The sequence below is a fragment of the candidate division TA06 bacterium genome (assembly GCA_016235665.1).
In the GTDB taxonomy this organism is placed as follows: domain Bacteria; phylum Edwardsbacteria; class AC1; order AC1; family EtOH8; genus UBA5202.
Window position 1 is genome coordinate 47,959 of record JACRJI010000008.1, and the last position, 24,666, is coordinate 72,624.

General features: G+C 54.6%; 22 protein-coding genes and 1 pseudogene. All 23 read left to right on the forward strand.

What is annotated here, in order from left to right; genetic code table 11:
• Nucleotides 1–44 precede the first annotated feature (44 nt).
• Nucleotides 45–2,873 (forward strand): PD40 domain-containing protein, encoded by a 2,829-nt coding sequence (locus HZA73_02975; protein ID MBI5804989.1) that lies wholly within the window; start codon nt 45–47, stop codon nt 2,871–2,873.
• The gene (locus HZA73_02980) at nt 2,870–4,675 is read left to right on the forward strand and encodes a BamA/TamA family outer membrane protein (GenBank protein ID MBI5804990.1); all 1,806 of its coding nucleotides are present in this window, start codon (nt 2,870–2,872) and stop codon (nt 4,673–4,675) included. The genes HZA73_02975 and HZA73_02980 overlap by 4 nt, the downstream gene beginning before the upstream one ends.
• 279 nt (nt 4,676–4,954) lie before the next feature.
• Nucleotides 4,955–5,596: a deoxyribose-phosphate aldolase gene (deoC, locus tag HZA73_02985; protein ID MBI5804991.1), complete on the forward strand. Its 642-nt coding sequence runs from the start codon at nt 4,955–4,957 to the stop codon at nt 5,594–5,596.
• 46 nt (nt 5,597–5,642) lie between these two features.
• A complete protein-coding gene (gene uvrC, locus HZA73_02990; protein MBI5804992.1) occupies nt 5,643–7,436 on the forward strand; it encodes an excinuclease ABC subunit UvrC in 1,794 nt (597 codons plus the stop codon).
• A 65-nt stretch (nt 7,437–7,501) separates the two neighbouring features.
• Complete coding sequence (locus HZA73_02995; GenBank protein ID MBI5804993.1) at nt 7,502–8,014, forward strand: methylated-DNA--[protein]-cysteine S-methyltransferase; 513 nt, start codon at nt 7,502–7,504, stop codon at nt 8,012–8,014.
• Between the two features lie 415 nt (nt 8,015–8,429).
• Nucleotides 8,430–9,095 carry a glycosyltransferase family 2 protein gene (locus HZA73_03000; GenBank protein ID MBI5804994.1) on the forward strand — a complete coding sequence of 222 codons (666 nt, stop codon included), beginning with the start codon at nt 8,430–8,432 and terminating at the stop codon, nt 9,093–9,095.
• 105 nt (nt 9,096–9,200) lie between these two features.
• Nucleotides 9,201–9,961: pseudogene (gene surE, locus HZA73_03005) on the forward strand (5'/3'-nucleotidase SurE).
• A gap of 32 nt (nt 9,962–9,993) precedes the next feature.
• A complete protein-coding gene (locus HZA73_03010) occupies nt 9,994–10,635 on the forward strand; it encodes a protein-L-isoaspartate(D-aspartate) O-methyltransferase (protein ID MBI5804995.1) in 642 nt (213 codons plus the stop codon).
• A complete protein-coding gene (locus HZA73_03015; GenBank protein MBI5804996.1) occupies nt 10,625–11,086 on the forward strand; it encodes a TIGR00725 family protein in 462 nt (153 codons plus the stop codon). The genes HZA73_03010 and HZA73_03015 overlap by 11 nt, the downstream gene beginning before the upstream one ends.
• 101 nt (nt 11,087–11,187) lie before the next feature.
• Nucleotides 11,188–11,463, forward strand: coding sequence for an acylphosphatase (locus HZA73_03020; protein ID MBI5804997.1), 276 nt, complete (start codon nt 11,188–11,190; stop codon nt 11,461–11,463).
• 185 nt (nt 11,464–11,648) lie between these two features.
• Complete coding sequence (locus tag HZA73_03025) at nt 11,649–12,479, forward strand: hypothetical protein (GenBank protein MBI5804998.1); 831 nt, start codon at nt 11,649–11,651, stop codon at nt 12,477–12,479.
• Between the two features lie 86 nt (nt 12,480–12,565).
• On the forward strand, nt 12,566–13,093 hold the full coding sequence (locus tag HZA73_03030) for an adenine phosphoribosyltransferase (GenBank protein MBI5804999.1): 528 nt from the start codon (nt 12,566–12,568) through the stop codon (nt 13,091–13,093).
• Between the two features lie 37 nt (nt 13,094–13,130).
• Nucleotides 13,131–13,496, forward strand: coding sequence for a hypothetical protein (locus HZA73_03035; protein ID MBI5805000.1), 366 nt, complete (start codon nt 13,131–13,133; stop codon nt 13,494–13,496).
• A gap of 66 nt (nt 13,497–13,562) precedes the next feature.
• Nucleotides 13,563–16,439 (forward strand): PD40 domain-containing protein, encoded by a 2,877-nt coding sequence (locus tag HZA73_03040; protein MBI5805001.1) that lies wholly within the window; start codon nt 13,563–13,565, stop codon nt 16,437–16,439.
• Nucleotides 16,440–16,441: 2 nt separating this feature from the next.
• Nucleotides 16,442–17,011 (forward strand): 16S rRNA (guanine(966)-N(2))-methyltransferase RsmD, encoded by a 570-nt coding sequence (rsmD, locus tag HZA73_03045; protein MBI5805002.1) that lies wholly within the window; start codon nt 16,442–16,444, stop codon nt 17,009–17,011.
• Between the two features lie 31 nt (nt 17,012–17,042).
• Nucleotides 17,043–17,543, forward strand: coding sequence for a pantetheine-phosphate adenylyltransferase (gene coaD / locus HZA73_03050; GenBank protein ID MBI5805003.1), 501 nt, complete (start codon nt 17,043–17,045; stop codon nt 17,541–17,543).
• Nucleotides 17,544–17,546: 3 nt separating this feature from the next.
• Nucleotides 17,547–18,515 (forward strand): GTPase ObgE, encoded by a 969-nt coding sequence (gene obgE / locus HZA73_03055; protein MBI5805004.1) that lies wholly within the window; start codon nt 17,547–17,549, stop codon nt 18,513–18,515.
• Nucleotides 18,512–19,144, forward strand: coding sequence for a hypothetical protein (locus tag HZA73_03060; protein MBI5805005.1), 633 nt, complete (start codon nt 18,512–18,514; stop codon nt 19,142–19,144). The genes obgE and HZA73_03060 overlap by 4 nt, the downstream gene beginning before the upstream one ends.
• A complete protein-coding gene (dprA, locus tag HZA73_03065) occupies nt 19,134–20,246 on the forward strand; it encodes a DNA-protecting protein DprA (GenBank protein ID MBI5805006.1) in 1,113 nt (370 codons plus the stop codon). The genes HZA73_03060 and dprA overlap by 11 nt, the downstream gene beginning before the upstream one ends.
• Before the next feature lie 16 nt (nt 20,247–20,262).
• On the forward strand, nt 20,263–21,027 hold the full coding sequence (locus HZA73_03070) for a GGDEF domain-containing protein (GenBank protein ID MBI5805007.1): 765 nt from the start codon (nt 20,263–20,265) through the stop codon (nt 21,025–21,027).
• A 28-nt stretch (nt 21,028–21,055) separates the two neighbouring features.
• Nucleotides 21,056–22,171 (forward strand): DUF362 domain-containing protein, encoded by a 1,116-nt coding sequence (locus tag HZA73_03075; protein ID MBI5805008.1) that lies wholly within the window; start codon nt 21,056–21,058, stop codon nt 22,169–22,171.
• 430 nt (nt 22,172–22,601) lie between these two features.
• Nucleotides 22,602–23,495, forward strand: coding sequence for a lysophospholipid acyltransferase family protein (locus HZA73_03080; GenBank protein ID MBI5805009.1), 894 nt, complete (start codon nt 22,602–22,604; stop codon nt 23,493–23,495).
• A gap of 29 nt (nt 23,496–23,524) precedes the next feature.
• Complete coding sequence (locus HZA73_03085; GenBank protein MBI5805010.1) at nt 23,525–24,649, forward strand: HD domain-containing protein; 1,125 nt, start codon at nt 23,525–23,527, stop codon at nt 24,647–24,649.
• Nucleotides 24,650–24,666 lie beyond the last annotated feature (17 nt).

Below are 24,666 nucleotides of genomic sequence, written 5' to 3' on the forward strand. Positions count from 1 at the left end.
GTTTTAATATGGACAAAAGCCGGTAAATTGGTTATAATAAAATCATGCAAATCCGTTTTAAATCATTGGTTTGGCTGGCGCTGGCCGTAATATTTATCTTGCCAATTTATAGCCCAAAGCTGGCAGCCCAAACCTATGGTATAGATCTGGTTCCTCCGGGCCATTCCTGGCTGCAACTGGAAACACTCCATTTCAAAATCCTGTTCCAGCCCGCCCACCGGGCTCAGGCGGAAAAATGCGCCCGGCTGGCCGAACAGACCCATGACCGGTTGGTCCCGTTCTTAAAATGGAGACCGGAAGGCCGGACCGAGATCATAATCACCGATCATCTGGACCAGGCCAACGCCATCACCACGGCCTTTCCCCGGAGGACCATCGTCATTTACCTGAGCCAGCCGGCCGGGCAGCCAGGCAACTATGACGACTGGATGGAAGAGCTGATAGTTCACGAATACGCCCACCTGCTGGATATGGACATGGTCAGCGGGTTTCCCGGATTCCTGTGTTCTGTTTTCGGAAGGCTTTTTCTGCCCAACGCCGTCCAGCCCTGGAGCCAGATCGAAGGTTTGGCGGTCTACGCCGAAAGCCGCTACACCAGGTTCGGTCGAAACAACGGGGCTTTGTACAACGGGGTGCTGAGGTCGGCGGTAAATGAAGGCAGGTGGGCGGCCATAGATCAGGCGGCCGTCTTCGGCCCGGACTGGCCGGCCGATGCCCCTTATCTGTTGGGCGGTAAATTCACCGAATATCTGGCGGATACCTACGGGGAATCCAAGCTGGCCGAATATCAAAGAAGGCACAGCGGCCTGGTGCTGCCGTTCATGCAGAACCGTCCGGCCAAGAGGACATACGGTAAAAGCCTGCCCCTGATGTGGGATGAATGGAGGCTTTGGAGCCGGCAATTCTACCGGGCACAGATAGATTCAATAAAAGCATCCGGCCCGCTCCTGGGTGAAAAACTGACCTCCGACGGATTTAAAAAGGAGGGGCTGGACGTTTCCCCGGACGGCAGGCATGCCGCCTATTTGCAGAGCGACAGCCGGGACCGCGCCCGGTTGGTGCTCTATGATCTGGCCGCCAAAGCTTCCCGCATCCTGGCACGGGGCGATTTCCAGGGCAGCCTGTGCTTCAGCCCCGACGGCACCCGGTTGGCTTTCGCCAAGGCGGAATATCTGGGAACGGGGAATCAGCGATACAACGACCTGTATGTGCTGGAGATCGCCTCCGGCAAGACCGCCAGGCTAAGCCAAGGCCTCCGGGCCAAAGATCCTGCCTGGTCCGCCGACGGGAATACCCTTTATTTCTCCACCGAGAACGGGGGAGGTTATGCCCTGGGCCTGATCGACATCGCCTCCCGTCGGGTCAAATTCCTTACCGAGTTTTCGGATTCCTGCACCTACAGCCACCTGAAAATGTCGCCCGACGGCAACAGGCTGGCCCTGTCAGCCTGGACCGGAGAGGGTTTCAACGACATCTACGTCTATGACCTCTCCGGGGCAGAATTCCAGCCGCTGTTCTGCGACCAGGCCCAGGAGCTGTGGCCCGGCTGGTCAAAGGACGGGAAAACCTTGTATTTCTCATCCGACCGCTCCGGCATCTGGAATGCGTACAGCTATGATCTTGGTCTAAGAACGATCTCCCGGTTGACCAATGCGGTGGGCGGTTCTTTCAGCTCCAGGATCATTGATGACAGCACCGTCGTGTATCTCGACCTTTCGGCCCGGGGATATGACCTGGTCAAGTCAAAAACCGGTGACTATCCTGTTCCCCAAGGGGTGTTCCTTGATGCCGAAACGCTCCAGTCCTCCGGCGTCCAAGTGGTGGCTGGCCCCCAGGTCAAAAAATACCATCCTATCACGACCATGCTCCCGGTGCTGTGGTTCCCCGCCGCTTTTGCCGACGAGCAGGACACAGCAATGGGCTTCAGCTTTATGGGATGGGACGCCTTGCTGCAAAGGGATTATTACCTGTCGGCCGGGGTCGGTCCGGCCAGCAAAAGATTATACTATGCTTTGGAGTACAACGATCAGAGCTCGATTGTACCCTGGAGCCTGATGCTGAGGGATTACCCGGTCAGATATGTCCGCCATTTATCAAAGACCTGTGTGGACAGGGTATACTGGCAGAGGGAGCAGCAACAGAGTTTGACCTTACGTCTGCCATTCAAGCGGTCCGACTACAGCATCACGCCGTATGTTCGTTTCAGGCATCAGCGGCTGCGGAGTTCGGGAGATCTGGACGCGTGGTACTGGACCGGGAACCTCTGCGACATCAGCCCGTCCCTGCAGTTCGCCAGTTACCGGGTATACCGGAATTCAATCAGCCCCACGGGCGGAAGGCTGCTTTACTTCAGGACCGGTTTTTACAGCGAAGCCTTCGGAAGCGACGTCGACCAGACCTGCCTGTTCGGGATGTGGAACGAATACTTCAGCCTGCCGTTCGACCGCCAGGTGCTGTACGCCAGCTTCCGTTCCGATGTTTGCCTGGCGGAGGGCCAGGCCTATCCCGAGAGCAACGACCGGTTCCACCTGCGGGGCTATGATGACGGGATCCCCCAGTCCCCGCGCCGGGTGGCCGCTACCCTGGAATACCGTTTCCCCCTGTTAGACATCAACAGGGGGCACTCCACCTGGCCGGTCTACTTTAAGAACATTCATGCCGCGGCCTTCTGGGAGGGAGGAGCCGGGGCCGCCAGCTTTTCCGGTTTAAAGGACAAACCTTTCAAACAAAGCCTGGGCGCGGAACTGATCACCGATTGGACCGTGTTTTATGCCCTGCCTGTTTCCATGAAAATTGGTCTGGCCGGGCCCCTGCAAAGTTCAAAGGAATTAATGCTTTATCTTTCACTTACCCGGGATATTTTGGGAATATGAGAAATCACCTTTGGCATAAGTTGCTGATATTACTATTTCTGGGGGCCACAGCCGTTGTCCCGGCCCGGGCCGCGGGGGCGGGCCGGTTGGAGATAACCTTTGACGGCAACAAAACCTATTCTTCGGCGGTGCTGAAAAAGCAACTGAAGTTCAGGCCGGTTGAAGGAAAGATCATTCCCGAGAGCTTGGAGACGGCAACGGGAAGGTTAAGGTCATTCTACAGCCGCCAGGGTCATTTGGATGCCGTCATCAGCCATAAATATTCAGATCCAATGGGGGAACTCCCGGGCCTGGTTGAGGTCACGATTGAAGAAGGCCGGCGCTGCATAGTGGGGGAAATAGTCTTCAAGGGCAACACAGTTCTGGCAAGTGAACAGCTGGCTATGGTCTTAAGGTCAAAGCCTGGCGCCGGGCTTGATCTGTCCGCCTTGGGAGAGGATGATTTCAACCTGATGCTGCTCTATGCCGACTTGGGTTATATCTTTGCCGAGGTGGAGCATGAGTTGAATTACAAGAATTCTTATCTGGTGGAACTGGTATTTACTGTAATTGAAGGCCCGATAGCCAGGATAGGCCGAATCAACATCCACGGCAGTGAGCTGACCAAGACCCAGGCAATAGAACGTGAACTGACGATGAAGCCGGGAGACATCTTTTCCCGGCGGGCGCTGTTAAAATCACAACTCCAACTGTTGTCTACCGGCTTGTTCAAAGAGGTCCGGGTCTCTCCCGGCGCTACCAACCCCGACCAGTCATTGATAGACATCGATATTGAAGTGAAGGAGAAGACCCGCCATGTGTTTGCCACGGGTTTTGGTTACGGCAGCGGCGATGCCTTCCGGATATCGGCCGGCTGGGCTGACCGCAACATCAGCGGAATGGGGAGAACCCTGGAGTTCAAGGCCCTGACAGCCTTTCAGGTCTGGAGCGGATTCAACACGGTGAGACGCCAGGCCAGGGTTTCTTATCTGGAACCATGGCTGTGGGGCGGCCGCACCCAGTCCGAGGTTTCGCTGTATTACGACGATTTCCGGCCGCCCTATACCGATTACCGTCTGCAGACCATCGGGCTGGATCTGATGCTGTCAAAAATCGTGGGCCGGTATTCCAATCTGGGTGCCCGCTGGAAGCAGGAATGGCTTAAACTATCACCCGACTGGAGCAGGCAGGGCAGCGCGGCCGACACCGTCAGCTACCGGGGGCGGCGTTCGATGCAGTTGTTCGGCGAATACCGCCGGTTTGATGATCCGGTGAATCCCCGTTCGGGTTTCGGGTTTGAATGGCAGACCGATTACACCGGAGGATTGTTGGGAGGGGCCGAGACATATCAGCGCCTGGTGCACGAGTGGATATGCCATCTAAATCCGTACAAACATATAGGGATCTCCGCCCGGATTAAATACGGGATTATTGGAGATTGGGCTCTGCACGCCCAGGTGCCTCTTTATGAGAAGTATTTTATAGGCGGGCCAAACACGGTCAGGGGATTCAGCAATGGCCGAATGGGCCAGGCGGATGCATCAGGAAACAACATCGGCGGCGACAAGATGGGACTGACTAACTTGGAACTAAAAATATTTTTCCCCAATCACTGGGTGGGTGTAATATTTACTGATGCCGGTTTGCTGGAAAACTGCATGCTTGCTAAACTCTCCCTGGCCCAGTGGCACGGAACGCCGGGATTCGGGGCCAGGTACGTCTTTCCATTCGGAACCGGACGGGCCGACATTGCTTTTCCGTTTGACAAAATCGATCATATCAAATATTGGCGAGCGGTGATTGCCTGGGGCGAGGCGTTCTGAACGTTCCGGGGGATGACAGGATTGCCTTGCGCCACCGCAGCAGCTTAGGCGCACGCGGTAGTAATATAAAAGCGTAAGCGAATTTACATGATTAACGGGATTTAATATATTAAGGATAAGAACATTGGAGATGCCATGCAAGACCAGATAGAACAAGTCCGGCAGTTATTGGAGAACTCAGGCGTAATTATTCCAGGCCAGTTGCCTGATGATCCCATATGGCAAGAAGTAAAACATCAGACCGCAAAAACAGGAAAGATCCAGGGTTCCAATACAGAGATGGCCGGGTTCATTGATCATACCATCCTTAAACCCGATGCCAAAAGTGCGGACATCGAAAAACTGTGCGCCGAGGCCAGGCAGTATGGTTTCTACTCGGTCTGCATAAACCCTGTCTGGGTGCCTTTGGCCGTCCACTCGTTGAAGGGCAGCCGGGTCAAGGTCTGCACGGTCTGCGGTTTTCCGCTGGGGGCCAATGCCACGGAAACAAAGTCCAATGAAGCCCGCCTGGCGGTAAAACAGGGGGCCGCCGAGGTTGACATGGTGGTGAACATCGGTGAGCTGAAGTCACAAGACCTTAAAACAGTGCACCAGGACATCTCTTCCGTGGTCAAAGCTTCTTCCGGGGCGCTGGTCAAGGTGATCATAGAGACCTGTCTGCTGACCGAAGAGGAGAAGATACTGGCCTGCCTGATCTCAAAGTCAGCTGGAGCCCATTATGTGAAGACCTCCACCGGTTTTTCCAGCGGCGGGGCCACGGCCGCAGACATAGCTCTGATGCGGCTGACGGTCGGACAGCAGATGGGGGTCAAGGCCTCAGGCGGGGTGCGCAGCCTTGAGGATGCCAACCAGATGATCCTGGCCGGGGCCAGCCGGATCGGAACTTCGTCGGGCGTGAAGATCATAGGGAGCTTGAAATAGGTATCCGGTAAGATACACCTCATTCAAAACGGAACAGTGTCTTTCAGTGTCCGATATCGTAAACAAAATACAAAACTTCCCCCAACAGCCCGGTGTCTATCTGTTCAAGGATACGGCCGGAGAATTCATCTACATCGGCAAGGCCAAGAGCGTAAAGGACCGGGTGCTGGACCATCTGCGCAACAACACCGACCCCAAGGAAATGCGGATGGTGTCTTTGGCCGCGGACATCGAGTACATCCTGACCGACTCCGAGATCGAGGCCCTGATCCTGGAGGCCCAGCTGGTGAAGAAGCACCAGCCCAAGTACAACATCAATCTGAAAGACGACAAGAAATTCCCCTGGATCAAGGTGACCAGGGAAGCCTTTCCCCGGATCTATTCCACCCGCGACCTGGACGACGATGGGGCAAAACTATTCGGGCCGTATATCGACGCCACGGCGGTCAAGCGGACACTGAAACTGCTGAAGACCATCTTTCCCCTGCGTTCTTGCACCCACCAGCTGCCGGGCAAAGGGCCTGCCCGGCCCTGCCTGAACTACCATATCGGAAAATGCTACGGGCCCTGCCAGGGTTACATCTCGGAACAGGAATACCAGGCCATGATAAAATCGGCGGTGAGCTTTTTGACCGGACGCAGCAAGGAACTGGAGCGGGAGCTGATAAGGCTGCGGGATGAATCCGCCCAGAAGCTGGATTTTGAGGAGGCCGCACGCTGGCGCGATCACCTGCAAAATCTCCAGAAAGTTACCGCCCACCGGAAGACCGTTTTACCCGATGAGGCCGACTGCGACGTGATGGCCATGGGGCGGCTTAAGGCCCAGGCCTTTGTCACCGTGCTCCAGTTCCGGGAGGGCCGGCTGGTGGCCCGGCTGGACCGGGTGCTGGACAACCCGCTGGAACTGGAGGAAAGCAGGCTGTGGCCGGGCTTTTTGGAACAGCATTACCTGAGGGCCCTGACCATCCCGGAAAAAATCGTGGTCGAAGCATTGCCCGAGGACCGGGACCTGCTGCAGGACTGGCTGAGCCGCTTAAATGACCAGAAAGTAAGCATCGCCCGGCCTTCCACAAACTTGGAAAAGAAGTTCCTGAACCTGGCCCAAAAGCAGATCGGGTTCAAGCTGGACGAGACGGTGGCCCAGAAGGAGGAGCTCAATTCCAAGACTGTCAAGCCGCTGCTGGAGCTGCAGCAGGCGCTGGACCTGGCAACATTGCCCCGCAGCATCACGGCCTTCGACATCTCGCACATCTCGGGCACCGATGCGGTGGGCTCGGCGGTCAGTTTCAAGGACGGCCGGCCCTACAAGACCGGCTACCGCAAGTTCAAGATCAAGACGGTGGAGGGCATCAACGACCCGGCCATGATGCGCGAGACCATCGAACGATATTGGGCCAGCCAGGAGGAAAAGAGCGAGCCGCACCCCGATTTCCTGCTGGTGGACGGCGGACTGCCCCAGCTGAATGCGGCCTTGCAATTGGTTGATGAAAAGGGTTATAATGTAATGGTGGCCGGGCTGGCCAAGCGGTTGGAAGAGATATACTTGACCGGGGGCGAGGTGGTCAGTTTGGCCAAGAATTCCTCAGGCCTGCATCTGCTGCAAAGACTGCGGGACGAGTCGCATCGTTTTGCCCAGAGCTACCATCACAAATTAAGACAGAAGGGCATAGATTCCGAACTGAACAAGATACCGGGCATCGGGCCCCAAAAGGTCAGTCTTTTGCTTAAAACATTTGGATCGGTGGCCAAAGTTAAGGAGGCCAGCCAGGATAACCTGGCCGAAGTATTGGGGCCCAAAACCGCGGTCAAGATCGTTGAGCATCTCAAGAAAGAAAAGTGAATTAGATTAGCATTCCTTTGTGTCTTTGTGCCTTGGTGGTAAAGAAATAATCAATCAGCGCAACAATGAACATATACTACGGACAATACGAATTCCCCATAGGCAAGATATTCATCTCCGCCACCGATTCCGGGCTGTTCAACCTGGCGCTGGGCCAGCACGACCTGGCGCTTAATTTCGCCAATCTCAGCTTTAAGTCCGATTTCACTTTCATAGAGGACCCGGACCGGTTCGAGGACCTGCTGGTGGACCTGGCCGGTTATTTCGCCGGACTGCCCACCGACTTCAACTACCCGCTGGACCTGCGGGGGGCCTCGCCCTTTGAACGCTCAATCTGGGAAAAGGCCCGGCAGATACCCTACGGCCAGGTGCGCAGCTACAAGTGGATGGCGGCCCAGGTGCACAACCCAAATGCCTCCAAGGCGGTGGGCCGGGCGCTGGGCATGAACCCTCTGCCCATAGTAATTCCCTGCCACAGGGTGATAATGCACGACATGTCGCTGGGCGGGTTCTCGGCCGGGGCCGGGTGGAAGGAGAAGCTGTTGATGCAGGAACGGGGAGAGTTGAGGATATTGTAAACAGTATTTTTATTTTGCCACAAAAAGCACAAAAGCAAAAAAAGGAATTAATTAAAAGGTTGAGCTATGTTGCAAGAGGGTATGATTGAAGAAGATCAAGTATCAAAATCAACAGTTATATTTGACGGGCACCCTTTACTGTTAATGGTTATTGGTTTTGTTACAGCACTCACGATACCGTATATACTGTCGAAATTAAGTGAGTTATTTCAATTTTATATCATATTAATAGGCGATGGCTTAATATTACTTGCGGTTTCTAAAATAGCGATTGTAAGAAAAGACTTCCATGTGTTATTTTGTAAAAAACCAACGTCAATATTTTATCGCGTAATAGCTTTTGTTGGTTATTTTTTAATTGTTTTAGGTGGGTTCGGATTAATATTACTTTTGTTTTACAATAGATAACGTTCTCATGAAAACCGCCATCATCATACCTGCCTACAACGCAGCCAGCACGCTGAATTTGCTTTTAGCCCGACTGCTGGAATTCGCGCCAAAGCATGATATAATAATCATCGACGACGGTTCCAGCGATGGCACAGCGGAGGCCGCCAAATTGTCGGGGGTGGAGCTTATAATCCACCAACATAACCGGGGCAAGGGCGCGGCCTTAAGAAGCGGGTTCGAACTGGCTTTGAACAAAGGCTGCGAGGCGGTCATCACCATTGACGCAGACGGACAACACGATCCGAAGTACATTCCAGCCCTGGCGGATACTATGGACACTGGACATTGGGACATTGTGGTTGGTTCCCGCAGGAATGAGTTTGGCAGAATGTCTTTTGCCCGCTACTTGAGCAACAGCATCACCACTACGGTGGTCTCAATATTAGCCGGAACGAGAATAACCGACAGCCAGTCAGGTTACCGCATCATCAGGACCAGCGTGCTGAAAAATGTGAAACTTAAGGCCTCGCGCTACCAGATGGAATCCGAACTGCTGATCAAGGCCGCCCGGCAGGGGTTCAAGATAGGGTCTGTGGACATCACCAACATCCCCGGCAGCACCAGCCATATCAGTCATCTTAAGGATACCCTGCGCTTCGTAAAAATGGCGATGCAAGCGCTGTGGATTTAATATTTAAACAATAATTAAGGAATCCCCGGAGGTCTCTGTGCCCTTCGACAAACAGTCCGGTAAATATGGCCGGGCAGCTCAGGGCACACTCTGTGGCAAAATTAAATGACCAAAAAATCTGTAATCCTCATCACCAACGACGACGGCATCAACGCCGAGGGCATCAAGCACCTGCGACGCTCGCTGGATAAGCTGGGAACCACCTACGTCTTCGCACCCATGTCCGAGAAGAGCGGGGCCAGCCATTCCTTTTCCCTGCGCAAGCCGCTGGAGGTGGAATGGCGCGATGACCGCACCGCGGCGGTGGACGGGACCCCCACCGACTGCATAATGCTGGCGGTGCGAGGCCTGCTGAAGGTGAGGCCCGACCTGGTGGTCTCCGGCATCAACCACGGACCCAACCTGGGCGACGACGTCACCTATTCCGGCACGGTGGCCGGGGCCATGAGGGAACCCTGCTGGACATCCCGTCCATCGCGGTCTCCTGCGTATCCTGGAACAAGTGCGATTTCCGGGCCTCGGCCGTTTACGCCCGGCGGGTGACGGAGGTGGTGCTCAAAAAGGGCCTGCCCAAAAATACATTGCTCAACGTCAACGTCCCCAGCCTGCCGATAGGTAAGATCACAGGCCTTAAAGTTACCAGGCTGGGCAAGCGGATCTACCGCGACATGATAGTGGAGCACAAAAAGCCGGGCGGCAAGAAATATTTCATGATCGACGGCCTGGACCCGGACTGGAAACGGGAGACGGGCACCGACTTTGAGGCCATAGAACAGAAGATGGTCTCGGTAACCCCGTTCCACCTGGACTGGACCAACCACTGCGAGCTATCCCGGTTGAAGAAGTGGGAGAAGCTGTTCAAATGATCCAGGATAAATTCGTACAGGCCCGGCTGAATATGGTGGAATACCTGGTCAATTATCCGGTTGAAAAAGACCATCAGAAGATCAAGGACCCCAGGGTGATTGCCGCCCTCAAAAAAGTGCCCCGCCAGATGTTCATGCCCGAAGCCTTCAAGTTCAGGGCTTACGAGGACAACGCCCAGGCCATTGGCGAGGGGCAGACCATCTCCCAGCCATACATCGTGGCCCTGATGAGCCAGGCCCTGGAGCTGAAGGGCAGCGAGAAGGTGCTGGAACTGGGCACCGGGTCCGGCTACCAGGCGGCGGTGCTGGCCGAGCTGGCCGCCCGGGTCTTTACCGTGGAGCGGATTGACAAGCTTTCCCGCGGGGCCGAAGAGGTGATCAGGAACCTTAAATACCATAACATATTATTCCATATCGGCGACGGAACCTTGGGCTGGCCCAAGTTCGCCCCTTACGACCGGATCATCGTCACGGCCGGGGCCCCGGAGGTTCCCAAGGCCTGCTGGGAGCAGCTGGCCGAAGGCGGGCGGATGGTGATACCGGTGGGAGATATGAACGTCCAGAAACTCCTGCTGATAGACAAGGTCAACGGCAGGGAGGTAAAGAAGGAACTGAGCGGCTGTATGTTCGTTCCGCTGATCGGAAAATACGGATGGCAGGCCAATGGCCAGTAAACCGCGGATCGGCGTCATCGGCGCCTCGCAATGCGGCAAGGCCTTGACTGAAACGGCCTATCAGACCGGCAAGCTCATAGCAAAGTCCGGCGGCATCCTGGTCTGCGGAGGCATGGGCGGGGTGATGGAAGCGGCCTGCCGGGGCGCCTCCGGGGCCGGCGGCCTGACGGTGGGCATCCTGCCCGGGGCCTCGGCCCGCGACGCCAACCGCTTTGTGGACGTGCCCATAATCACCGGGATGGGGTACACCCGGAACTCCCTGGTGGTGCTCTCGTCCCAAGCGGTCATCGCCATCGGCGGCCGGTACGGCACGCTTTCCGAGATTGCCTATGCCATACAATACAAGATACCGCTTGTAGGCCTGAACACCTGGAAGATAGCGTCAGTCATCAGGCACGTCAAGACCCCGGAGGAGGCGGTGAAACTGGCGTTCAAGCTGATAGGATACTGAGCTAAGTTTATTTATTAGGACGCGGATTGACGCAGATTTTGTGGATATAATCTTCAAGTTATGACCCATCTTATTTTTACTCAGTTTTGCTGTTAGCTTAAATGAACCAAAAACTCATAGTTCATATCTCCGGCAGGGTGCAGGGCGTAGGTTACCGCTATTTTGTTCTTCATAGGGCCCAAAGCCTGGGACTGACCGGCTATGTCCGAAACTTAAGGGACGGCCGGGTGGAAGTGGTGGCAGAGGGAGAGGAGCAGGCGTTGAAAACCATTTTGGAGGAATTAAAGGAGGGTCCGGTCGGGGCGATAGTGGAAAAAATGGAAACGCAGTGGCAGCTTTATACCGGGGGTTTCTCCAGTTTTGAAATTATGTTCTGAGCTCCTCTAACATTCCTGCCTATATCAACTTGGCGCTTTTTTTAAAGCTGAAAGTTAAACCATTTATCAGAAATAACAGTCTAATATTGGTTAACCGGCGGAGTTTGCCATACCATGGTTTCTTATCTCCCGTTGCAGGTTTTCGGCAAGCCCGTTCATCAACCAACCAATTCCGGAGAAAGACTGTGAAAAAGAACTTTTGGCCCGTTACTTTGATCGCCGCCATTTTGGCCCTGACCTCATTGGCCGGTTGCCAAAAACTGAGCCTGAAAAGCTATCCCTGCGTAAATGCCATGACGGTTGACGGCAGCGATTCCGACTGGCCGGACTCGGCTTTTCATTACTTTAAAAAGAAGGATGTTTCCATCGGCTTTTGCCACAACGATTCATTTCTTTTTGTAGCACTAAGAAGCACCAACCAGGAGATAGTTCCCCAGGTAATGCAGGGTTTTACCGTTTGGTTCCAGGCCCGGGACGGCAGCGCTTCCAAAATGGGCATTCATTTTCCCATGGGCCGGCCGCAGACGGGGCCGGGAATGACGGAACGCTCCGGGAAAATCGATCCCGAGCAGGGAAAACAGAATTTCGCAATGGTTCCGCAGGATTTTGAAGTGCTGGTCCCAAGCAAGGCCCTTAAACAGAGGATATTGTTCGGTCTGGCGGCTTCCTACGGCCTGGGGGCCAAGGTCAGCCTTGACGGCAGCGGTAAGTTTGTGTACGAACTGAAAGTGCCGCTGGTCCAGAGCGACAACCATCTTTTCGCGGTCTGGTACCAAAGGGGTGAAGATACCGGCATTGAGATCTTGCTGGAAAGCGACGGATTAGAGCCGATGGCCATGAGGGGGAACAACGGTCAAGACCGGCCGGCTGGCGGCGGACCAGGCGGGATGGGCGGAGGGAACCATCGGCCCGGCGGTATGGATGGCGAAATGCCCAGTCCGCCAAACGGAGGCCGGGATCCGGGTATGAGGGCATCAACCCAAAAACTAAATCAGAAGATACTGCTGCATCTGTAATGCCAACCCAGCATTCTTTGTGATTATTAACTGCTATAACACACCAACAATAAACAGTAAACAGAATTATTACAGGAGTCTGCCCAATGGCGGTAAATCTTAAAAAACACATCCGCGAAGTGCCGGGTTTTCCCAAGCCGGGGATCAATTTCAAGGACATCACTACTTTGCTGCGGGACAAAAAAGCCTTTAAACAGGCGGTGGATCAGCTGCACCTGCAGGCTAAAAAACTGAAAGTTGACGCCATCGCGGTGATAGAATCCCGGGGATTTCCCTTTGGCTCGGCCCTGGCATACAAAATGGGAGCTGGGGTGATCCTGGTGCGTAAGCCGAACAAACTGCCGGCCAGGACCATCAAGCAGACCTACTCCCTGGAATACGGCACCGACTCGCTGGAGATGCATGCCGATGCGGTTAAAAAGGGGCAAAATATCCTGATTGTGGATGATCTTTTAGCAACTGGCGGAACCGCGCTGGCGGTGGCCAAGCTGGTGGAGAAGCTTGGCGGCAAGGTGGCGGCCATTGCGTTTGTAGTGGAGCTGGATATCTTAAAAGGCAAAGAAAAACTAAAAAAATACAAAGTGATCTCGCTGGTCCATTACGATGACGACTGACAAGATACGCATATTCTTTTTTGTTTTGTTACTTGGAATGTTGTCATTTCCTGCAGGTGCTTTGGCTCAGAAGCAGGATAAAGAAACGACGGATTCTCTGTCAGCGTATTACCAGGAGTATTTCATGCAATTGATGGAAGAATGGCGGATGGAGAAGGTGGTGGAGTTCGCCCAGCAGTGGAATGTCAATGTGGCCGGCGGCCGGGAAATGGGCCTGAACCGGGCCTTTTGGGAGGAGCGCTTTTCATTGAGCCTTTCGCTGGGGCTCTCATCGGCCCGCCAATCACAGGTTCTGATAATGGAATACAGAATAAACCCAACCCTGCAGTTAAAGGGAGAAGTATCCCGCCAGCTTTCAAAAAACGATGCCTGGCTGGATATCATCTTTAAAGCAGAATACTAGTCATTATTTTACCGTTATTGCTATCTTTGCTCTTGTTCATCTCATTCTAATTGTCAGGATCGCTTTATGAAACATTTCAAACTTTCCCTTTTGTGTCTGACGGCCTTGTTGCTGCTCACTCCGCGGCTGACGCAGGCTCAGGACGGGTATTTCGGCAAGAATAAGGTTAATTATAAGAATTTCAATTGGCAAAAGATCGCCACCAAGAACTTCGACATCTATTTCTACCAGGGCCAGAACACACTGGCCGCCATTGCCGCCCGGATCGCAGAGATCGAGGGGGAAAAGCTTTCACGGGACTTTTCCCACAAGCTCAACGCCAGGATCCCGGTGCTGGTATATTCCTCACACAACGATTTTGAGCAGACCAATATCACCCAGGAGATCCTGGAGGAATCGGTAGGAGGATTCACCACCCAGTTCAAGAACCGGGTGGTGGTGCCCTATACCGGCTCCTACGCCGATTTTCAGCATGTGCTGGCCCACGAGATGGTCCACGCCTACATGTTCGACCTGTTCTTTGGCGGGGGAATGGAATCGGTGCTTTCCGGCCAGAACTTCAACCAGGTCTCGCTGTGGTTCATAGAGGGCCTGGCCGAATACGAGTCCCGGGGCTGGGACCCGGAATCCGAGATGATCATCAAGGATCTGGCCATCAACCAGCGCCTGATCCCCATCAACGAACTGGACAACTACGGCGGCAGCTACCTTGTCTACAAGGAAGGCCAGGCAGTGATGAGATACATCGCCCGGCATTACGGCCAGGCCAAGGTGGGCGAGCTGCTTCATTTGGTGCGGGCCAACCGCAATGTGGACAAGGCCTGCCAGATGGTGCTGGGCCAGGGGGTGGAAAAACTTTCCGAGGACTGGGTCAAGTCGGTCAAAAAGGAATACTGGCCTTATCTGGCCGAAAAGAAGGAGGCCTCCGACATCGGCAAACAGCTGACCGAACACGATAAGAACGAATCCTACTTCAATCTCAGCCCGGTCCTGTCGCCCCGGGGCGACAAGATAGCATACATATCCGATCAGGGAGGCTATTCCGGGATCTACGTGATATCCAGCATCGACGGCCGGAAGATCAGCCACCTGGTCAAAGGGGAGAAGAACTCTCTGTTTGAAGCCATGCACCTGGCCTGGTTCCGGGGTGGTCTGTCCTGGTCGCCGGAGGGCAATCGTTTGGTGTTCGCCGCCAAATCCACCACCGGGGACAGGCTGTATATCGTCGATGCCGGCAACGGCAAACTGATCAGGAAATACAAATTTGACCTTGATGGGATATATTATCCCTCCTGGTCGCCCACCGATGAGCGGATTGTCTTTTGCGGCCTCAAGAACGGACACGCCGATCTGTACCTGCTGAACAACGTGGACGGCAGCATCAAACAGATCACCAGCGATATCTATGACGACCGGGAACCGGCCTGGGCCCTGGACGGGTCGGCCCTGGTATTTGCCTCGGACAGGCCAATCCCCGGAGATTCGGTTGTTTCCGACAGCCTGCATTTCGGAAGGTACCGGCTGTTCACGGTAAACCCGGATGGAGAATCCCTGGCCTGCTATACTCCGGATGAACTTTACGCGGTCAGCCCCAGCTGGGGAAAATCCGGAATAATATACAATACCTACCAACAGGGAGTAGCCAATATCCTCTATCGGGCCGGCCCGGACAGCGCCTCGGTCCCCCTGACCGACGTTTTGACCGGATGCCTTCAGCCCAGGTGGTCGGTTGAAGGGGACAAGATAGTTTTTGTCGGATACCATCAGACCGGCTGGAACATATACACCATTAAAAATCCATTGGAAAAGAAACCGGACATTAAGTCCGTGATACCCGATACGACCGATACCGATAGTTCCCGAAACAAGCTATGGCAATATCCCAAGACTTTCAGCCTGTCGGCCGGAGACACACTGGCGGATCCGGTTTTGGCCCGGGCAAAATTCTCCATGGATATGGCCCGGGGCACGGTAGGCTACAATACCCTAAGCGGGCTGGGGGGGCAGGCCCAGATACTGGTCACCGACATCCTGGGAAACCACTTGTTCTATCTGCAGTCCGATCTGATGGTCGATTTTGAAAATTCCGATTATCAGCTGGCCTACTATTATCTTCCAAAACGCTTCGATTACGGCGTCAGCTATTATCAGTATCACAATTATTATCTGGCCCCCAACGACGACATCGTGATCGAAAAGGTCAACGGGGTTCAGGGGATAGTGTCCTATCCCCTGAACCGCTACCAACGCTTTGACCTGATGGCCAGCTGGAACCACTATAAGCAGGCCTATTATAATTACTCGTACCCCGAGGCCAGCATGGATGTGATCGTGCCGGGGTTGAGCTTTGTCCACGACAACACTCTGTGGGGCTACATGGGACCCATCAGCGGCCAGCGGGCCATGCTGGTGACAGAGACCAGCCGGAAAGCTTTCGGCAGCGACCTGAGCTTTAATACCGGGTACGCCGACATCCGCAATTACTGGAGGATCTCCCGGCGATATCAGGTCGCCCTGAGGCTGATGGGGGGAATGTCCCAGGGTCCGGACGCCCAGAGGTTTTATCTGGGAGGACCAAATTCCCTGCATGGCTATGATTACGACAAATTCTACGGCACCAAAACGGTTCTGGCCAATTTTGAGATGAGGTTCCCCCTGATCGACCGTCTGGAGATGGCCTTCCCGCCGCTTTCATTCTACGGGATCAGGGGCGCATTCTTTTTTGACGTGGGAGCGGCCTGGACCGACGCCGGATCATTCAGGGCTTTGGAAAGTACCGACCTGGCATTGGTCAAACTTGACGACCTTAAAGCATCCATCGGAACCGGAGGCCGGATCAACCTTTATCCCTTCCTGATCCGGGTGGACGTGGCCTGGCCCACCGATCTTTCGGTCATCGCCAGGAACCCGGTGGTCTCTTTTACCCTGGGCAGCGAGTTTTAAATATGCTTAAGATCATCGCCGGAGAATACCGGGGCCGGATATTGAAAACCCCGGAAGGGAAACAGGTCCGTCCTTCCAGCGGCTTGTTGCGGGGCGTGATATTCAATGTCCTTGGCGATCTTGTGTCCGGTAAAAATGTGCTGGACATCTACTCCGGCAGCGGGGCCTTGGGAATCGAGGCCTTGTCCCGGGGGGCGGCCATGGCCACCATGGTGGAGGCCGACCGCTCAACGGCGGGTCTTATCCGCCAGAACCTGGAAATGCTGAAGGCCCAGGATCAAGCCAGGGTGGTCATCCAGGATGCTCTGGACTTTGTTTCTTCCACCGGCGAAAAATATGACATCGTGCTGGCAGATCCCCCTTATCAGGCCAATGTTTCCTCCCAGATACTGGACATGGTCTCCAAACACGGCCTGCTGGCCCCCGGCGGGATACTGGTGATTCAGCACCACCGGGCCGAAATGATCGATGCCCAAAATCAGTACCTGGCCTTGTGGAAATGCAAGAAACACGGCAAAAGCAGCGTGGAGTTTTATACGGTGAATGATGAACGATCTGGCAATACTGAATAGAGAATACTGAATACCTTACGGAGACCTTAAAATGCTTAAAACCGCCATCTATCCAGGCACTTTCGATCCGGTCACCAACGGGCATATCGACCTGATGGTGAGGGCTTTGAAGATATTCGACAGGCTGATAGTGGTCGTGGCCGTCAATGACCGCAAGTCCCCGCTGTTCACCCTGGAGGAAAGGGTGGAGCTGCTGAAAAAATGCGCCCCCCGCTCGGCCAAGCTCAAGATTACCAGCTTTGACGGACTGTTGGTGGATTATGCCCGGCGCCAGAAGGCTACCGCTCTGGTACGGGGCTTGCGGGCGGTGTCCGACTTTGAATACGAGTTCCAGATGGCCCTGATGAACCGCAAACTGGACAAGAACATCGAAACCATTTACCTGATGCCCTCGGAACAATATACCTGTCTCAATTCCGGACTGGTCAAGGAGGTGGCCAGGATGGGGGGCAGGCTGGACGGCCTGGTGCCGGCCTTGGTATCCCAGAAGCTCAAACGGAAATATCAGCTCCTAAAAAAGAACGGATACTAATTAATGCCTATAGTCGATCTGGCGGAAATAAAGGTCACGGCCGGAAACGGGGGGAACGGATCGGTCAGCTTTTACCGCGAAAAATACATTCCCAAGGGCGGCCCCGACGGCGGGGACGGGGGCCGGGGCGGCTCGGTGGTCTTCCTGGTGGATCCCAATCTGGTGACCCTGCGCGATTTCCGTTACCGCCATTACTTCAAGGCCGAACACGGACAGAACGGCGCCTACCGGAAGATGTCCGGCAGGGCCGGCCCGGACTGCGTGATCCCGGTGCCTCCGGGAACTCTGATCTATGACGCTGAAAGCGGAAAAGTGCTGGCCGACCTGATAGTCCCGGGCACCTCGGTGACCGCCGCCACCGGCGGCAAGGGGGGCAAGGGCAACTTCCATTTTGCCACCTCCACCAACCAGACCCCCCGGGTGGCCGAAAAGGGGGAGATCGGCGAGACCAAAACCCTGCGGTTGGAGCTGAAGATGCTGGCCGACGTGGGGCTGGTGGGCTTTCCCAACGCCGGGAAATCCACCCTGCTCTCCAAGCTGACCCAGGCCCGTCCCAAGATCGCCGGTTATCCCTTCACCACACTGATGCCCAACCTGGGTGCCATGTATCTGGACGAGAACTCCACCTGCACCATCGCCGACCTGCCGGGGCTGATAGAGGGGGCCCACCTGGGCAAGGGGCTGGGGACCCAGTTCCTGAGGCACATCGAGCGGACCAGGGTGCTGATCTTTGTGATAGACGCCTCGGCCGAAAATGCCAAACAGGAACTGAAGGTACTGAAGAGCGAGCTGATCTCCTACAATCCGGGCCTGGCCGGCAAACCGCAGATAGTGGTATACAACAAGATCGATCTGCTCAAGAAAAAACCCAAAGTTGACGGTCTATATGTATCGGCCCTGAACGGGGATGGTCTGGAGGAACTGCAAAAGAAAATAGCCGTAGTCTATCGCAAGTCTTTGAAGAAAAAATGAACGATCCCAGGGTCACCGAAGCGGTGGAGTTGTTAAAATCCCGCGACCTTAAAAAACGGATGACCGCCCTGGACCTGGCCCAGCACCTGGAGGGACGCGAGGCCCTGGCCTTGCTGTTAAAGGCCCTTCACGACCAGAGCTGGACCCTGCGGGACCACGCTATCCCCAAGATAATCGCCAAGGGTCCGCAGGCCATCGTTCCGATTTTAAGGCATCTAACCTCGGGTGTCTGGTACACCCGGGCGGCTTTGGCCAAGGTGCTTCATTCCACCGGTGATCACCGGGCTGCGGTTCCCTTATTCCTGTTATTATCTGACAGCAATAAAAGCGTGGCAGAGGAGGCTCAAAAGGCCTTAAAGAACATAGTGCAGCGGACCGACCCAGAACTATTATGGGAACAGGCTGATGGTCTTTCAAAATCACAGCGGGAACATTATCTGGGTTACCTGAAAAAGGAGCTTCCTAACCAGCCTCAAAAAATATCCCGGATCCGGGATAAAGAACCTTCGACCTTCTCCGGCACAGAAGATGGTTCCCAGACCGATGCCGGCACCAGCCTGCAGCAACTGCGCAAAGCCGTCAAGGCCGCCCTCAAACAAAGCAGCGATGTTGAGTATGATGAATTCTGATGAATTACTGTGGTGGCTAAGGCTCAAAGGCGTTCCCCGGGTGGGGCCGATCAAATACCGGCTGCTGTTGAAGGAATTCGGCAGCCCCCAAAATGTATTTGAACAAAGCATTGCCGGCTTGTGCCGGGTGGAAGGGGTGGTTGAAGCCATTGCCGAGGCCATCATTCGTTCCAAGAACGACAATAGTTTCGCAGATACCCAGCTGGAACTGGCCCATAAGCACGGCGTCAGCATCATCACCTCCGGCGATCCGGAATTTCCGGAGAACCTGAAATATTTCGGCGACGCCCCGGCCCTGCTCTATGTCAAAGGTAATTTTGAACCCAGGGACCAAAAGGCCGTGGCGGTGATCGGATCCCGCGATCCCAGCCCCTACGGCCGCAACATTGCCGGCAACCTGGCGCTGGAACTGGGCAAGGCCGGTTTGACCATAGTCAGCGGGATGGCCCGGGGCATAGACACCTCGGCCCACCTGGGGGCTTTGGCCGCGCCAGCCCGCACCATCGCGGTGCTGGGCTGCGGGGTGGACATACCATATCCCAAAGAAAACCAAAAACTGCGGGACCGGGTAGCGGCTCAGGGCGCGGTGATCTCGGAATTTCCTTTAGGCACCGAACCGGAGCCGGGATTTTTCCCCAGCCGCAACCGTATCATCACCGGGCTTTCCCTGGGAGTAGTGGCGGTGGAGGCCCGGACCGACAGCGGTGTCTTCTCCAGCGTGCGCTGGGCTGCCGACCAGGGCCGGGACGTGTTTGCCGTGCCGGGGCCGGTAAATTCGGCCACCAGTCAGGGCACCAACCAGCTGATCAAGCAGGGGGCCAAACTGGTCAGTAATGCCAGGGACATTCTGGAAGAACTGAAACTGGAACAAAGAACTTCCACTAAGGCACAGGTCAATAAAAGCACACAGGCTACACCCGCTCCGAAACTGGATGAGACCGAGGAAAAACTTTATAACACTCTCACGCCTGAACCAACGCACATCGATGACCTGCCTGGGATGGCTAATTTAAGCAGTCCGGAACTTATAAAAATCCTCTTATCCCTGGAATTGAAGGGAATGGTAAAGCAGCTGCCGGGCAAGATGTTCATCAGAACCTAATATTTTCAGTCAAACCATGGATAAAAAAATCCTTTTTGGCAAATTGACCCTTATCTACGGCATGGCCGGGGCTCTGACCGGATATCTGATCCTGCATCCGGCCTCGATGTTCATTCACCAGTATTACCGGACCCAGAACAGAGACCTGACCTTTCTGGTGATGGCTTTTTCCCGGGCTCACCTGCCCATGGCCTTGTATTTTGTAGTGCTGGGAAGCCTGATAGGGATTCTTTTCGGTATCTATCCCCAGATCATTGCCAGTTTGATGGGCAGGATACAAGTACTTTCCGTTACCGATTACCTTACCGGAATCTATAACCGGAGGTATTTGTTTGAAAAACTAGCCGAAGAGTTGAGCCGGTCATCCCGTTATCAGAGGAAGCTGGCGTTGCTGATGCTGGATATTGATCATTTCAAAAATTATAACGATAACCACGGACACCAGCTGGGAGATTATCCTTTAAAAGAGCTGGCCCAGCTTTTGACCAGATCCATCAGGCAGCAGGATTTTGCTGCCCGTTATGGAGGAGAGGAATTCGTGGTGGTGGCCCCGGAGACCGACAAGGAACAGGGGGTTAAATTGGCCGAAAAGATAAAAACGGCCATTGAAGAATATCCCTTTAAGATGAAGGAGAGCCAGCCCAATGGGCGGATCACTGTCAGCATAGGTGTAGCGGAGTTCCCGGAAGGCGGGAGCGATGCCGATGAGTTGGTGGGCAAGGCGGATGTGGCCCTGTACCTGGCCAAAGATATGGGCCGGAACAAGGTTGTCGCAGGATAAAAGTCAATTTTAATAAATGGACCGGATAATGACCAAAGTTTCCCTTGTAAAATGCGATTCTTACGACCCCAGAAATATCCTGGAGGCGGTTATCCGGGCGGTGGATCTGCTGGGAGGCATCTCGTTCTTCGTCAAGCCCGGCCATAAAGTTCTGCTTAAGCCCAATCTGCTTTCGGCCAAGACCCCGGACCGGGCCATCACTACCCATCCGGCGGTGGTAGAGACGGTGATCATTCTGGTGAAGGAAGCCGGAGGCATTCCCATAGTGGGCGACAGCCCGGCCGGGGCCTTCAAGAGCCTGGAGGAATTCTGGGACACCACCGGGATGCTGGAGGTCTGCCGCAGGCATTCGGTTGAATTGATAAGCCTTGAAAGATCCGGAGTTCATCAGAAAGAACGCAGCGGCAAAAAGTATCACATCGCCAGTCCGGTGCTGGACGCCGATGTCATCATCAACCTTCCCAAACTGAAGACCCACGGCCTGACCATGATGACCGGCGCGGTCAAGAACATGTACGGGGTGATCCCCGGCCTCAAAAAGTCCATGTACCACAAGCAGGCCCCCAAACCCTGGGATTTTTCCAAACTGGTGGTTGACATCTACGCCCTGGCCAAACCGCATTTGACCATCATGGACGCCGTGGTGGGAATGGAGGGGATGGGGCCTTCGGCCGGGAACCCCAGGGATCTGGGCTTCATCATGGCCGGGCAGGACGGGGTGGCCATGGACAGCTATGCGGCCCATCTGCTGGGCAAAAAACCGCTGGACATACCCACCACCAGGATCGCCGCACAGCAGAAAGTTGGGACCGCTGACCTTAAACAGATCGAAGCTTTGGGCGACCGGATACTTCCGTTGAAAGATTTCACGTGGCCGCCCAACTGGTTCTATTCCCTGATCCCCAACTTTCTGGCCAAATACGCCGCCCGGCTGTTCTGGGTCCGTCCGGCCATCGACCCCAAGCTGTGCATCAACTGCGGCTATTGCGTGGAGAGCTGTCCGGTCAGCGCTTTGGCCTCCATAGGCGCCGTGCCCGAGTTCAACTATAAGCTATGCATCAACTGCCTGTGCTGCAGCGAGGTCTGCCCCCGGCACGCCGTTTACCAGAAACGCAGCCCGGTGGCCAAACTGCTGGGAAGATGAACCCAATGGGACGCAGATTTACGCGGATACACGCTGATTAAGTACCAAATGCTTATTCAATCATCTCCAGAAATTGGTTGGTCACACAGTGCCAACCCCGGTATGTCGCGTTAAAACGATCAGTGAGCATCGCAGTTGATGGCGGAAAAAGCTTGTCTGCATGTTTGAGGGCTTGGCCAAAGCCCGAGTTCAGACAAGCCCGCCGACAACGAGAAGCGCAACGCGGGTTCGCTGAAGCCTTGCCTGTCTGCCGAAGTTTTACGTAGGCAGTGCGTAAGCGTGGCCCGGAGAGTTTTAAGCGAGCCCACTTCGCCGAAGTAGCTTTTATATTGCAGCCTGCTATGCAGGTTGAATGAGTATTTTCTTTTGGTAAATCATGCGGTTCATTTCTTTTTCCATAGCAAGTAGATAGTTCAAAATAACAAACCAAATGAAAACCTTCGGTTACATACTTCAATATTGGATGCTGATCTCTCTGGGCTGGTGGGTCAATTATTTGTCTGAGAGAGATGCTTTGCATTTTGGCTCCTCTTTGGGGAAACTGGCCCTTGGCCTGGGGGTGCGCCGGAAAATAGCCCTGGATAATTTAAAGCAGTCCTTTCCGGATAACAATACTGCAGAAAACCACCGGATAATTTTCAGTCTCTACCAAAATCTGGGAAGGAATTTGGTGGAGTTGTTGCGATTCAAAAAGGCCAGTTGTCAAGATATCGAAAACATGGTGGACCTCAGGGATACCGAGTACTTTGACCGGGTACTAAAAAACGGCCGGGGCGGGATACTGGTCAGCAGTCATTACGGGAACTGGGAATTGCTGGCCGCCGCCATCGCCTGCAAGGGATATCCTTTTTCGGTGGTGGTCTATCCCCAGCACAACAAATATGTGGATGAGATGCTGAATTCGCTGCGCCGGTCAAAGAAGGTCAACATCATATACAAAAAAGACGCTGCCCGGGAAGTGCTGACCGTCTTGCGGCAAAACCGTTTTGTGGCCATGCTTTCGGACCAGGATGCCGGCAGTGACGGGGTTTTTGTCGATTTCCTGGGCCAAAAAGCCTCCACCACCAAGGGCCCGGCGGTCTTCGCCCTTAAGACCGGTGCGCCCATCATCACCGGGGCCCTGGTCAGACAGCAGGGTGGAAGGCACACCGGGTATCTCAATCCGCCATTTTACGCCGATCCCAAAAACGAAAAGCAGACAGAGATCCTGCGCCTGACAAATCTTTTCACTTCCCAATTAGAGGAATTTGTGAGGCGTTATCCCGATCACTGGTACTGGGTGCACAAAAGATGGAAGACCAAACAACCGGCAGCCTGCATATAAAACATCACGGCTTACAGACGAGGGATAAGATGAAAGATATGAAAAATCCATTACCGCCGGAAACCTATGTCCAGCGCCTGAGACCAAGGGAGGAGGACATCCGGGGGCCGTATTTCCGGGATCAGACGGCCGTCATCCATTCCATGCCTTTCCGGCGGCTGAAGCATAAGACACAGGTGTTCTTTTCCCCCGACAACGACCACGTCTGTACCCGGATGGAGCACACCCTGCACGTGGCCACCATCGCCGCCGCCATCTGCCGGGTGCTGGGTCTGGACGTGGACCTGGCCCAGGCCATCTCGCTGGGGCACGATCTGGGACACGCGCCTTTTGGCCACCGGGGCGAGGAGGTGCTGGACGATCTGTTGAAAGACCACGGCGGGTTCAACCACGAGCTTTACGCCTTAAGGGTGGTGGACAAGCTGGCCAACGACGGGGCCGGACTCAACCTGACCTACGGGGTGAGGGACGGGATCATCTGCCATTGCGGGGAAAAATACGAAAAGCAGATCCAGCCCCGGAAAGAGCAGATCAATCTCAACGAAATCAGGAAACTGGGAATTTATCCCAGCACCTACGAGGGATGCATCGTACGGATGTCCGACAAGATAAGCTATCTGGGCAGGGACATCGAGGACGGGATCCGGGCCGGGATAATCAACGAGGACGAGGTGCCGGGTAACATCAAACAGATATTGGGGCGCAAGAACGGCGAGATCATTGACACCCTGGTCAACGACCTGATTGATGAATCCCAGAAGACCGGGTACATCTCCTTCTCCGATCGGAATCATCAATTGATGCGGGCTTTGTATGATTTCAACATGGCCAACATCTACACCTCGGCTCCGTTGGAGGAATACGGGATGTTCTGCGAAAAGATACTGAGGACCCTGTTCGCGGAACTTATCCAGGTGTATCAGAAGTACGGCCGGGAATATCCCAAATACGATAATGATCCGGTGCCGCTGTTCCGCCGCTTCGGGCGCCACGTCCAGAAGCTGGCCGGAGTTTACAATCAGGAGCAGACCCCGGCCGCGGTGATAGTCAGCGATTACATAGCTGGAATGACCGACAACTACGCTCTGGCCTGCGTCCATGAGGTATTCATTCCCGAACCAATAAAATTCGACCTGCCCCGGTCATCAAACTGAAAAACAAAATCAGAGAA

What these genes read in the sequence shown, in the direction of transcription:
- HZA73_02975 (MBI5804989.1), top strand. Translation starts at nt 45, where the DNA reads ATGCAAATCCGTTTTAAATCATTGGTTTGGCTGGCGCTGGCCGTAATA.
- HZA73_02980 (MBI5804990.1), top strand. Translation starts at nt 2,870, where the DNA reads ATGAGAAATCACCTTTGGCATAAGTTGCTGATATTACTATTTCTGGGG.
- deoC (MBI5804991.1), top strand. Translation starts at nt 4,955, where the DNA reads ATGGCCGGGTTCATTGATCATACCATCCTTAAACCCGATGCCAAAAGT.
- HZA73_02995 (MBI5804993.1), top strand. Translation starts at nt 7,502, where the DNA reads ATGAACATATACTACGGACAATACGAATTCCCCATAGGCAAGATATTC.
- HZA73_03000 (MBI5804994.1), top strand. Translation starts at nt 8,430, where the DNA reads ATGAAAACCGCCATCATCATACCTGCCTACAACGCAGCCAGCACGCTG.
- HZA73_03010 (MBI5804995.1), top strand. Translation starts at nt 9,994, where the DNA reads ATGGTGGAATACCTGGTCAATTATCCGGTTGAAAAAGACCATCAGAAG.
- HZA73_03015 (MBI5804996.1), top strand. Translation starts at nt 10,625, where the DNA reads ATGGCCAGTAAACCGCGGATCGGCGTCATCGGCGCCTCGCAATGCGGC.
- HZA73_03020 (MBI5804997.1), top strand. Translation starts at nt 11,188, where the DNA reads ATGAACCAAAAACTCATAGTTCATATCTCCGGCAGGGTGCAGGGCGTA.
- HZA73_03030 (MBI5804999.1), top strand. Translation starts at nt 12,566, where the DNA reads ATGGCGGTAAATCTTAAAAAACACATCCGCGAAGTGCCGGGTTTTCCC.
- HZA73_03035 (MBI5805000.1), top strand. Translation starts at nt 13,131, where the DNA reads ATGTTGTCATTTCCTGCAGGTGCTTTGGCTCAGAAGCAGGATAAAGAA.
- HZA73_03040 (MBI5805001.1), top strand. Translation starts at nt 13,563, where the DNA reads ATGAAACATTTCAAACTTTCCCTTTTGTGTCTGACGGCCTTGTTGCTG.
- rsmD (MBI5805002.1), top strand. Translation starts at nt 16,442, where the DNA reads ATGCTTAAGATCATCGCCGGAGAATACCGGGGCCGGATATTGAAAACC.
- coaD (MBI5805003.1), top strand. Translation starts at nt 17,043, where the DNA reads ATGCTTAAAACCGCCATCTATCCAGGCACTTTCGATCCGGTCACCAAC.
- obgE (MBI5805004.1), top strand. Translation starts at nt 17,547, where the DNA reads ATGCCTATAGTCGATCTGGCGGAAATAAAGGTCACGGCCGGAAACGGG.
- HZA73_03060 (MBI5805005.1), top strand. Translation starts at nt 18,512, where the DNA reads ATGAACGATCCCAGGGTCACCGAAGCGGTGGAGTTGTTAAAATCCCGC.
- dprA (MBI5805006.1), top strand. Translation starts at nt 19,134, where the DNA reads ATGAATTCTGATGAATTACTGTGGTGGCTAAGGCTCAAAGGCGTTCCC.
- HZA73_03070 (MBI5805007.1), top strand. Translation starts at nt 20,263, where the DNA reads ATGGATAAAAAAATCCTTTTTGGCAAATTGACCCTTATCTACGGCATG.
- HZA73_03075 (MBI5805008.1), top strand. Translation starts at nt 21,056, where the DNA reads ATGACCAAAGTTTCCCTTGTAAAATGCGATTCTTACGACCCCAGAAAT.
- HZA73_03080 (MBI5805009.1), top strand. Translation starts at nt 22,602, where the DNA reads ATGAAAACCTTCGGTTACATACTTCAATATTGGATGCTGATCTCTCTG.
- HZA73_03085 (MBI5805010.1), top strand. Translation starts at nt 23,525, where the DNA reads ATGAAAGATATGAAAAATCCATTACCGCCGGAAACCTATGTCCAGCGC.